General features: G+C 52.9%; 15 protein-coding genes and 2 pseudogenes. All 17 read right to left on the bottom strand.

Annotation, left to right across the window (positions count from 1 at the left end):
• Nucleotides 1-5: 5 nt before the first annotated feature.
• Nucleotides 6-512, bottom strand: coding sequence for a GNAT family N-acetyltransferase (locus tag POTG_RS00925; RefSeq protein WP_009222909.1), 507 nt, complete (start codon nucleotides 510-512; stop codon nucleotides 6-8).
• Between the two features lie 17 nt (nucleotides 513-529).
• Complete coding sequence (locus POTG_RS23510; protein WP_157273271.1) at nucleotides 530-688, bottom strand: hypothetical protein; 159 nt, start codon at nucleotides 686-688, stop codon at nucleotides 530-532.
• Nucleotides 689-706: 18 nt separating this feature from the next.
• A complete protein-coding gene (locus POTG_RS22625) occupies nucleotides 707-1,036 on the bottom strand; it encodes a cupin domain-containing protein (protein WP_009222908.1) in 330 nt (109 codons plus the stop codon).
• A 117-nt stretch (nucleotides 1,037-1,153) separates the two neighbouring features.
• Entirely contained in the window at nucleotides 1,154-1,657 is a 504-nt protein-coding gene (locus POTG_RS00915; RefSeq protein ID WP_009222907.1) for a GNAT family N-acetyltransferase, read from the bottom strand.
• A gap of 33 nt (nucleotides 1,658-1,690) precedes the next feature.
• Complete coding sequence (locus tag POTG_RS24160; protein WP_009222906.1) at nucleotides 1,691-1,852, bottom strand: hypothetical protein; 162 nt, start codon at nucleotides 1,850-1,852, stop codon at nucleotides 1,691-1,693.
• Between the two features lie 46 nt (nucleotides 1,853-1,898).
• The gene (locus POTG_RS00910) at nucleotides 1,899-2,624 is read right to left on the bottom strand and encodes a YjjG family noncanonical pyrimidine nucleotidase (RefSeq protein WP_009222905.1); all 726 of its coding nucleotides are present in this window, start codon (nucleotides 2,622-2,624) and stop codon (nucleotides 1,899-1,901) included.
• Nucleotides 2,625-2,672: 48 nt separating this feature from the next.
• Nucleotides 2,673-3,587: an AraC family transcriptional regulator gene (locus POTG_RS22935; protein WP_009222904.1), complete on the bottom strand. Its 915-nt coding sequence runs from the start codon at nucleotides 3,585-3,587 to the stop codon at nucleotides 2,673-2,675.
• Nucleotides 3,584-4,477: a pentapeptide repeat-containing protein gene (locus POTG_RS00900; RefSeq protein WP_036643718.1), complete on the bottom strand. Its 894-nt coding sequence runs from the start codon at nucleotides 4,475-4,477 to the stop codon at nucleotides 3,584-3,586. Before POTG_RS00900 ends, POTG_RS22935 begins: the two co-directional genes overlap by 4 nt.
• Before the next feature lie 74 nt (nucleotides 4,478-4,551).
• Nucleotides 4,552-5,007, bottom strand: a complete 456-nt coding sequence (locus POTG_RS00895; protein ID WP_009222902.1) for a DinB family protein — start codon at nucleotides 5,005-5,007, stop codon at nucleotides 4,552-4,554.
• Nucleotides 5,008-5,229: 222 nt separating this feature from the next.
• On the bottom strand, nucleotides 5,230-5,940 hold the full coding sequence (locus tag POTG_RS00890) for a stalk domain-containing protein (protein WP_009222901.1): 711 nt from the start codon (nucleotides 5,938-5,940) through the stop codon (nucleotides 5,230-5,232).
• A 42-nt stretch (nucleotides 5,941-5,982) separates the two neighbouring features.
• Nucleotides 5,983-6,171 carry a hypothetical protein gene (locus POTG_RS24545; RefSeq protein ID WP_036643716.1) on the bottom strand — a complete coding sequence of 63 codons (189 nt, stop codon included), beginning with the start codon at nucleotides 6,169-6,171 and terminating at the stop codon, nucleotides 5,983-5,985.
• The gene (locus tag POTG_RS24540; RefSeq protein ID WP_036643714.1) at nucleotides 6,168-6,518 is read right to left on the bottom strand and encodes a hypothetical protein; all 351 of its coding nucleotides are present in this window, start codon (nucleotides 6,516-6,518) and stop codon (nucleotides 6,168-6,170) included. Before POTG_RS24540 ends, POTG_RS24545 begins: the two co-directional genes overlap by 4 nt.
• Complete coding sequence (locus POTG_RS24535; RefSeq protein WP_036643712.1) at nucleotides 6,515-6,802, bottom strand: hypothetical protein; 288 nt, start codon at nucleotides 6,800-6,802, stop codon at nucleotides 6,515-6,517. Before POTG_RS24535 ends, POTG_RS24540 begins: the two co-directional genes overlap by 4 nt.
• Before the next feature lie 522 nt (nucleotides 6,803-7,324).
• Nucleotides 7,325-8,780 (bottom strand): annotated as a pseudogene (locus tag POTG_RS00870) (ATP-binding protein).
• A pseudogene (locus tag POTG_RS00865) lies at nucleotides 8,777-9,281 on the bottom strand (response regulator transcription factor). The pseudogenes POTG_RS00870 and POTG_RS00865 overlap by 4 nt, the downstream one beginning before the upstream one ends.
• A gap of 13 nt (nucleotides 9,282-9,294) precedes the next feature.
• Nucleotides 9,295-9,744, bottom strand: coding sequence for a GNAT family N-acetyltransferase (locus tag POTG_RS00860; protein ID WP_036643904.1), 450 nt, complete (start codon nucleotides 9,742-9,744; stop codon nucleotides 9,295-9,297).
• Between the two features lie 42 nt (nucleotides 9,745-9,786).
• On the bottom strand, nucleotides 9,787-10,449 hold the full coding sequence (locus POTG_RS00855) for a DUF4085 family protein (RefSeq protein WP_157273269.1): 663 nt from the start codon (nucleotides 10,447-10,449) through the stop codon (nucleotides 9,787-9,789).
• Nucleotides 10,450-10,575: the final 126 nt, after the last annotated feature.

The following is a 10,575-nucleotide window of genomic DNA, read 5'->3' as shown; positions in this document are numbered from 1 at the left end:
AAGGATTAGGCCTCAAATATTTTGCCCATATAATACTCATCAACGTAGTTTCCATCCACTCGAATCGAATTTCGTTTGACGCCCTCGACTTCAAATCCCATTTTCTTGTACAGGGCAACGGCCCGTTCATTAGGGATCATCACCGTTAACTCGAACTTGGTGAGCTCCGTCTGCGCACGCCATGCCTCAGCTGCCTGGAATAAGCGTGTTCCTATCCCTTTGCCCGAGTAGGCTTGAGTGATGCCAACCACGATGTAACCCACATGCTTCGTTCGCTTTGCCTGCCCGCCAAACACGGCCAAATAACCCACCAACTGGCCTTGATCCTCCGCTACCAGAATCGTGGAGCCAACCTCGGACAGGATCGATTGAATCCGCTCCCGCTGTTCCTCAGCCGTCGTGGTACGTTCTCCCGGTTCATAGAGCATAAATTTCGTTTCTTGGTCCAGTTGCAGGCATAGTTTCAAAAAACGCTCAGTGTCATCCACTCGAATTTCTCTAATCTCAATCATCTAGATCTCTCCATTGGTTACTCATTCTCTTTCCCGTTCTCCTTCGCTCCCCACTTGGCTGCCACCTGATCCTCGCCTTTGAAATAATCGACTTGGCCGGCGCTCTCGTAAACTTCCTGGTAGGGTAAAATATTGATCTTCCCTGAATCAGGATATTCACAAACGTCCAGCCCCATGTTCGTTCGGATATCCAGTTACTTGCACGGCTTCTCCGTATGGTTAAACAGCTGGTGCGCCCCCGAGGGCCCCATTTCGAAGAACACGATATCCCCGGCATGTACTTCCTGATGCCCTTCCGGCGTCCGAAGCATCGCACTGCCTTCCAGAATGACGAAGAGTTCCTCCGCATTGCGATGAAAATGATAAGGAAAGGAGTACTTCCCCGGATCCAGCGAACGGATATCAAACGTCAAATGCTTGGAACCAGCCAGCTCCGCCAAGCGCTCGCTCGTATGCCAAGCGAACTCTGGAACGGGCGATTGCTTCTGATGAAACTTCACGCGGTCCGCAGAAAAAAGATGCATGATGATCCCCCTTAATACAAAAATGCCCGGCCGCCGATCATTGCTTACTGGGGCCGGGTCATACGTTGGTCTTCTCATTATACATAATTTCAGACCGATTCGAGTATTCGCGTTCGTTTACAACGAGAAAGTTTGAGCTAGAACCTCGTGGAGGCCGGGCAACCCCTCGATTTCCACGCGTTCGATCGTCTCGACGAAAGAGATGCCTTGTTTCCGGTAAATCTTCTTCCAGAAAGCTACGGCAATGGCGTTATTCTGCAACTGCTCCACCCGGATTTGGCCCTTCAAGCGCCGCAAAATTTCGAAGGCGGCCGTCTCCGCCGTTTTTCCTCCGCGATATTTATGAAGCACGAACATCTCCTGCACCGTAAAGTCGATCTCCTCGGGCACAAACGGTGGGGCGCAAACCAGAATGAAGCCGGCTACTTTCCCCGAACAATAGATGAAATAAGGATGCAGTTCTTCCCGCTCCAAGTAAAGGTAAGTGTTCGCCAGATCAAATCGCCCGTCTTCCCCCGGTTCCTCGCCGGTAAACGCCGATAAATCATGCAAGTACAGCTGAAATAAATTAAAAAACAGCGAGCTTTGAGACGGTAAAATGGGTGCGATTCGAACGTCCACGCACTAGCCCCTCCTTGGTTTCGCGATTTCGAATTACCTTCCTCTGTTGTCCCGCAGATAAATATCCAGGGCTTCGATCCCCCGACGGGCCAGTTTAATAAACAGAATCAAGGCATATAAACCTAAGCCGGCGATAACGAGATAGAACAAGAATAGGAGGGCGGGAAGCACCCCAATGATCCCTGCACTGGCCATACCTATCAACTCCTCACCCTAATGATAAACGATCAGATGGTTGTTCTCAGTGGTCCACCGAAGGACTTCCCCCAACTCCGACCAACGTCTTGACTTCGGCCAAGCGGCGAATCTCGTAAGTTGGCCGCAAATTAAGCGTATTCGGGCGGTGATACGGGTTATACCAGCAAGTATCGATCCCGTAATTAAGACCGCCCTTCATGTCAGAAGTCAACGAATCCCCAACGATTAACACCCGGCTTTTGTCCGTCTGCCGAAGCCCCAATGCTTCAAACGCATAGTCAAAAATCCCCGGATGCGGCTTCGAATACCCCGTGTCTTCGGAAACGATGACGGCCTCGAACATCTTCGCCAATGCCGATCCGGCAATTCGGTTTGCCTGCACCTTTTTGATGCCGTTGGTGATGATCGCCAGATGAAACCCGGCTTCCTTTAAATCGCGGCAGAGCTCATAAGCGCCTTCCAGCAGGAAGGTTCCCTCTCCGAGCAGTTCCAAATAACGCTCGCTGATCTCTTCGACTTGAGAGCGGGGAGTTACGCCGAGCTCCTTCACCAGTCTGGTGAACCGTTCTGTCCGCAAAGCGGCCTGCTTCACCAGTCCTTGCTCCAAATCGCGCCACAGTTGCTGGTTAATGGTCTGGTACGCCTTCATCACTTCGTCGGTGCAAGGGATTCCCGCCTCCGTGAGCGTCCGGCTCAAGGCGTGGTTTTCCGCCTTCGGGTAATCAAATAACGTATCATCCGCGTCGAATAAAATATGCGTATAAGACATGGGGCTCCTCCTGTTGTGTTCTCTATCACCTTAAAATATCTCTTTGTCTTATGCCCTTGCTTTGATCGGAATGTATAAATCGACCTTCGCCTTGCCTTGCGGATCCTGCGCCGGATCGTTCATGCTAAACTCCAGGCAGTATCGATCATCCGGATCGTATTCGCTGTCCGGCAGCCAATTTCCGAATATGCTCTGGTACAGCAGCGCAAGCTTATCCGGTGTATCATAAAAATTAAACTTGGCATAAAGCCCTCCAGGCAGCGTTTGGAAGCCGATCTCCGGCGGCGCATCCGCACGGCTTAGCGTATCCGGTACGGTGACGCAGGCATCGTATCGGCATTCCTCCTCTTCGGTTACCGCCGGATCATCCAGAGATATCCCGATAAAAGATTGCTCCGGCGGAAACAGCTGATGCTGCGCCGCCCACATGCCTAACTTTGCCCATGCCTGATAGGTTTCCAGATAACTTCCGACATGTCTCACATACGCGGCTTCCATCAAAGGAAGCTCTACAATCGTGGCTTGCATTTGCCAAACCCTCCTCAATAAATTGTTTTTTACAGTTTGATGATAAGGGTTTGGCGCGGCACCGGCTTCCTGCCGATTGCGGTCCGCTTGCGAAATATTGCGATCTTGCCGGGCTTGCTCTCGCATCTCGGTTGGTGTACGACCAAAGTGCTTCTTGAACGCCGCATTAAAGCTCGAAGCAGACTCAAACCCGCATCCCAGCGCAATTTCCAGCACGGATTGGTTGGTCTCCCGCAAGTAAGCCGCGGCCCGGGCTAAGCGCTGCTTGGTGATGTACGCAAACGGCGTCTCCCCCGTCACCGAGGCAAAAATCCGCGAGAAATGATACTTGGAGAAGTGGGACAATTCTGCCAATTGATCCAAATTGAGCTTGTGATGCAAATGCGCATCGATATATTTGCAGACCTGGTCGACCCTTTCCTGGTAATCGTTCATCTCGCTTCTTTCCTCCCCGAAGCTCCTTCCCAATAGAAGGGCCGTTTGAGGAGGGGAGGCAGCTTGGTAGCCGCGTCTCCTTTGGCGGCATTGATCTGAGCTTGCGTCAGGAACAGGCTCTCTGATAGATCAGCTCCCCTTACATCGGCATCCCGCAGGTCTGCGCCAATCATGTCGGCGCCGCGAAGGTCCGCTCCCCGCAGATCCGCGGCGATAAGGTAAGCACCTCTTAAATATATGCCGCGCAAATCGGCGCCCCGCAGCTTGGCGCTGATCAAGTCGGCACCACGCCCAAAGCTTCTGCGGCGTCCGGAAGCAGTTCCGGCCTTCCGCAGCGCTTCAGCGCGGACGCGCTTGCTCACCTCCAGCAGCAGCTCGTTGACCTTCGCGCGATGCGCTGCCACATCATAGCTGAGCAAGTCGTCCAGCTTGGCGGAGGTCAACCGTTCCGTCTCGTCATAACGAATCCGCAAACGTTCATGTAAATGGCTGACCTGAGGTAGACTTAACGCTTCATCCAAGTACCAGAGCAATTCATGCAGCTGCCACATGACCGGGAACACATCAAACATCGGCTTTGCCGATCCGGGCACCTGACGCCAACTTAACCCGGCGAAAGTCACCTGAGACACTCGTTGCCCTGCGCCAAAGCAGTCATAAAAGGTACACCCCCGGTACCCCTGCTCCTGCAGACTGCCGTGAATCCCGCAGCGGAAGTCATCCCGCAAATGGCCGCAGGGCTGTCCAGCCGCTTTGTCCGCAGCGAAGTCCACCGAAGCCGCAAAAGGCAGGGCCGCACAACACAAGCCAAAGCATTGCTCACAGTCCGCCTGCAGCGTGAAGCGACGTCGGCCATATGCTGGTTCCTTGGTCGATAAATTCTCAGACATCGTAAGATTCCCTCTCTTTTTGCCATCGTTGTGTCTCTAATATAAACAAGGAACCGGGAAAATCATAGGATTTCTTAACGCTTAGGATCGCTGATTTGCCCCAGATGATGACGCGCATGCCGAATATAATCTTCAAGCAATTCCTCAAGAGTCATCGAGATGCCATCCGTAAAAAAACACCGTTTCTCCCAATCCGTCTCGGCAGAACTGCGCAGCGCATTCAGGATTAACCCGTTGAGTTGGTTCCACACCAAGAGAAGCTCCTCACGCCCATAATGATGCTGATACCCGTGACGTCTCACCCATTCATCCTGTACGTATCCTTCGAATGTGACCGGCTCATCCGTGGTCAGGATCCTCATAAACCGCACATGGTTATTGGCTGCGGAATCACACAAGTGTCCGAGGATTTCCAGCTTCGACCACTTCTCCGGCAACGGTTTCTTCTGAAATGCTGCCTCATCGATACTGTTAACCGTTGTTGAAAGCTTCTCCAGCAAGAGCTCCAGCTGTTCGATTCTTTTACTCATCTACGCTTCCCCTCCTCAGATCACCTTCAATTTGCCCAATAATCCTATCTTAGTCTAGAACAAGACTGGAAGTAAATGCCGATTTCCTAACTTTTGCCTAATATAAAAAAGCCTGCCGAAGCAACACAGATTCCTGCTCCGACAGACCTCCCGTGATTCCTTATGGGTTAACCTTTTTCATATCGTTTATCGTTGTTTCGCTTCTCTCTGACTACTCTCTCTTTATTTCAACTTCGCAACGGTAACGGCGACCTCCTCCAGTTGCGACGAACTTAACTTCCCGTCCGGTGATCTCAATGTAACGAACCGGTCGTCCAGTTGGAAGGACAGCATCGGCGTGTCGGATGGTGTGTACCATTTGGCTTTCGTGCCGTTGGACAAGGTGACCGTTTCCCCTTCATATCCATAGGCGTAATCCCGCGGGGAAATTGTAATCGTCATATGATTAAAGATCAGATTCACGCCGTCATCCGAATCGCCCACCATCTTGAAGGCATCTCCTTGGGCCATTTGCTGGGGCGCGTAAGGCGTTTCAAAGGATTCGAATTTGGCGAACGCCTTTTTGATTTTTTCCAATTGGGCATTCGTATACTTCACTGGAGTTAAACCGGTCTCAGATCCTGGGGTTTCCGAAGTTTCGCTGCCGATCTGCACCAGTTGTTTGTTCGCATCATAATTTACCGGGACCTTCAGCACGTCTGCCAACGCCCGAACGGGCAAATACGTCATACCGTTATAGGTAATCGGCGCTAAATGACGGCCTTGCCCGTCAACTGGAGCATAGGTTTTGCCATCGACCTGGATGCTGATTTGGTTGTTCAGATAGGCGTTGATTTTCTGCAATTTCGTACCGGCATAAACTCCGGCAGCTCCGGATAAGGTCATACCTACTACGGCGAAAGCCAGAATTGATTTTTTCATGTTGTTGTTCATATCGTTAGTTCCTCTCCCTTAATAAATTTGAATTTGAATTTTCTACTTAAAATCGATCACTTGAGTGACCAGCAGCGATTTCGGATCGTCCACCGTAATGCCCAGCCGTTTGCCCGATGGGCTCCAGCTGAACGGATAGATCGCATGAGGAGGCGGATCGACCGATGCGTAATAAGGAGCGAGCGGGGACACTTGCCCGGAGCCGGTGTCAAAAATATACACGCCATTCATCCCCGGCCTTCCATCGATCCGGCAGCTAAAATGTACGTTTCATCGTTTAGCCACCCGCCCAGCTCCAGGTAGTTATCCCCCTGAATTTGAATGATCTCCCCGGTTTGGCGATTCTCTACAAAGTTGTCGGCCGTGTACTTATTCTTCCATTTCTGAATGAAACGGTACTGGCCATCGGGAGACGGGGTCTCCTTCACAAGCATGTAGCCGTCCATCTGCTGTTTCTCCTCTCCCGCAGGCTGGCGTGTCTGGCCAGTCACCAGGTTCACGATCGAGACCTCATACGCGAATTGCGCTTCCTCCGTCGCTGTCCCGGGTTTGACCAGTCGGGTCTTTTCCACCTTCACCTCGTCCTCCGAAATCCAGGACTGGATGCTCGATCCTCAATGGCATGCGTCCTGGCGACGCGAATTTCCCGGCCTGCCGACCGAGGCGCATCTACAACCGTCAGCTGTCGCTTGGTATCCGCTTGCTCCACACCGGTTTGAACGGGCTGTTGTTGCCCGGTTTGGTGCGTTCCGGGGTCAACGACCGTGAGTCGTTTCTCATTCGATTGGCAAGCCGTCACGATAACCAACACAAGCGCTACTGCCATAAGTTGAAGTGCATAGGTGCCAATAGGGGGCTTCATTCCAGGTACCTCCTGCGTTTTGCCACAGGAGTCGCCGTCCATACCGCTCACCCCCGTTGTTTCGGGGCGGCTGATTCGGTTCCCCCTGTTGACTTCAGTATAGGGAAGACCTTTCACATAAAAATATCCGACTTGTAACGTTCTTGTAACATCGACTGCGATTGTAACGTCTGTTGCGATTGTAATGTAGGCTACTGCGAGTGTACCGTTGGCTGCGGTTGCAATGTCGGTTGTAAATGTATCTCTCCTGCGATTGCATCGTCGGTTGTCATTGTAACGTCACCCGCAACTGCAAAAGTGCAGTTCATTTCCCGCTGTAGACGGAAAAATGCCCCTCTAGATGTAAAAGTGCAGTTCATTTCGGCCCAAAACGCCCTTTGGGAGCGAAATCGCCCCATTTCAAATGCACTTTTGCATTTCACCGGCTCAAAACCAGCGGTTATCCTAGAAATCAACTGCACTTTTGCATTTGGATGCAAAAAAAGCCCCGACTTATTCAAGTCTGGGCTGAAATGAGCCAGCTTAGCCACCGTTCTCAGGCTGCGGACGTTCAAGCGGCAGCTCGATCACAAACGTGGATCCTTCGGGACCGGAAGCCGCCAGGTTCACCGAGCCGTGCTGCTTCTGCGCAAGGCTGCGCACCAGCGACAGCCCAAGGCCCGTCCCGCCGTGGGCTCTGGACCGGTCGCTGCTGACGGTGTAGAAAGGATCAAAGATGCAGGCCTGTGCCTCCGGCGGAATGCCGATACCGGTATCCCTGACCGTGATTTGCATCCGGCCGGTTATATTTCACCGCGTTATCCAACAGATCCATCACCATATGCATCACATTATCTGCATCGGCCCATACCTTGCCGTCCTGCAGGTCGGTGACGATCTGGATGCCTTGCTGCTCTGCCCTCGCCTGCAGGCGTGCCGCCGCCTTCTCCAGCAAAGGCTTCAGGTCCACCGAGGCCGCATGCGTCTCGAATTCATAGACGTCCATGGAGGAGAGCTTCAGCGATTTCTCAACCAGCGCGTACAATCGTTCCGCCTCCATGCCGATCTGGCGGCACGCCTCATCGAGCAGCGCCGGGTCGTCCCGATACATGTCCAACAGATCCGTATAGGCGAGGATCGAGGTCAGCGGCGTCTTCAGCTCATGGCTGATGTTCCCGATAAACAGCTTCTGCTGCTGCTCCAGCTCCTGCAATCGGGTCACGGCCTCGATCAGCTTGCTTTTCTCATCGGTTAACTGGGCGTGGGTCGTGGCAATTTTTCCGCTCATTTCAAAAATCCCCAACGCCAATTCGCCAAGCTCGTCCTTCCGGCGAACTGTTGGCTCACGGAGGTACTCCCCTTCCCCGATGCGCATGACGGCGCGGTTTAGCCGCGTAATCACATTGGCCTGCCGCCAGACATAGAGGTAGCCGAGCAGAAATCCCCCAACCAGTACGGCCGCGCCTACAAGCCAGAACAGCCGCCGAATCCTTTCGTAAAAAGCGTGCTGCTCCTCAAGGGACACATGAAATTGGACCGTCCCTACCGGCTGCTGATCCATCGTATATAGAGGTGCTAGATACAATAGCTGATCCCCTTGCGTGATATACGCCGACTGTCCTTTGGCCGTATAAGCCAGCGCGTCCTGGACGTCCACCTTCGGCTGAAACGGCAACGAGGTGCCAGCAAGCGTCCCGTCCAACTTATATCATGTGACCGGGAGTCCGCTTTCGGCACCTAAATTGACGGCAAGGCCTTGTCCGCTGAGTTCCATAAACGCGTCCGGAGCCGGTGATACGCTCGTCAGCGCTTCTTGACGGACCCGGAGATTCGCGGTTTCCGCCTCTGCGGCCAGCATTTGCTCCAAGCGCTTGCGCTGGTCCTCCCGGATCCCGGCCAATACCAACAGGCTAAGCACAGCGATCACAGCAGCAAGCAGGAAAGCCAGCAGCAGCGCAGCTCTCCATTTCAAACCAAACCCTAGGCCCCGCTGTTTCATGGCGAAGGCTCCACGCTTTTATAGCCGATGCCGTATACGGTTTGTATGCAATCGTTCCACTGGCCCAGCTTCTTGCGCAGCCGTTGCACGTGCATGTCCACCGTTCGCGTGCCGCCCGCGAAATCCATGTCCCACACCTGCTCCAACAGCGCTTCCCGAGAATACACCCGTCCCGGATGACCGGCCAAGAGCGCCAGCAAATCAAATTCCTTTGGCGTCAAATCGATCAGGGTATCTCCGGCATGAACCGTCCAGTTGAGCAGATGGATCGTAAGGATCGCTGGCCGCAATGGCCGCCCCTCCAGCTTGCGGCAAACCTCGTATCCGCTTAGCTTGCATCATCACGTCCAGCACCATCACGTCCGGTTTGAACACCTCAACTTGGTCCAAAGCCTCTTGCCCGTACGCTGCCGTCTCCATCGTATACCCTTCCCGCCGAAGCGCATACGACACGGCTCCGGAAATACTCGCCTCGTCATCCACTACAAGCACTTTGGTCATGCGATGACTCCCTTTACTTCAAGCTCAAAAAATAATGATAAAACTCCGTATCCCGATCATACCCGCTTGTTTCATACAATCGCTGAGCCCGGACGTTCGTGATCGCTGTTGACAGCTCTAGGCCTTTTGCGTCCGTCCGCTGAGCGTGGGATTTTGCTGCTTCCAAGAGCAGCTTCGCCGCACCTTGGTTCCGATATTCCTCCCGCACGTACAAATCATTTAATATCCACACCCGTTTCATCGAGATCGAGGAAAAAGACGGGTACAGCTGCGTAAACCCAATCGCGTTCCCGCTGACCGAATCGATGGCCAGAAAGACGACGGATTCGCGCCGGCTTACCCTTTCCGCCAGAAAACTACGGGCTCCTTCGAGATCCGAGGCTTGTTCATAAAATTGGCGATACTCGTCAAACAGCCGTACCAAGGTCTCCAGGTCACCGGATTCCGCTTCACGGACGATCAATGATGTAGGATTCATCGGTTTAGCTCCTTCGTAAATGATAAACTACTCTATGTTCACGCCGCCGGCAACCAGCGAAAGCTCGTGCATTTCCCTCGGAGCTTCGAGCAGCAGCCGGAACTCAAACCAATGGGGTTCGGTCCAATCGATTTCCTCATACAAGCACATGCTGCCCTGCAGAAGCTCAGGCTTTTCCACACGAAGTGATTTCACGTTCTGAAAAATAAGACGCGTGAATTGTTCTTTACCAACCTCATCAAGTACAATCTCAACGGAACCATCATCGCGCGGAGTGAATACCTGGATTCGGGCATCATGAAATCGGACATTCTCCCAAAGTTGCCGAGCGTCTGCAGGAAGGTTCTGCATGATCTGTTCATATCTATCCCTGTATTCGTCGCAACGCCGTTTCCATTCTGCATCCCAGTTGCCTTTCCACTCCCTGATCCAGGCAGCCAATTCAGGACTGGGCCATCTTGTCTTCATGAAGCTCCCATCAAGAACCTGAGGATGAATGCTGGAAGGGAAATGCTTTAACATCAGAGGTTGAATGAACCATTTATACATCTCCTTGGCTTCTTTATCATAGTCCCTGCCTTGCTCGACATACCAGGCTTTGTCTGCCTCCAGCTCTTGCTCAGATTCCGGATAAACCAGGTACCCCCGGATTTGCATTTGCTCATACATTGCTTTGGTAAAATACTTCAACTCAACGCCCCCGTCATTGCTTATGTCCCCAATTCCAGCAACCGACGGAGCTGCCACTGCCGCTCCTGCTCGGCCCTTGCTTTGGCCGCTTCCGCGTTGTCCGCAGCATAGGCGATCGCCTTGGCG

The sequence above is a fragment of the Paenibacillus sp. oral taxon 786 str. D14 genome, assembly GCF_000159955.1.
GTDB classification, from domain to species: Bacteria; Bacillota; Bacilli; order Paenibacillales; family Paenibacillaceae; genus Fontibacillus; species Fontibacillus phoenicis.
Note: the sequence above shows the minus strand (reverse complement) of the source record. Positions and strands in the feature narration are given on the sequence as shown.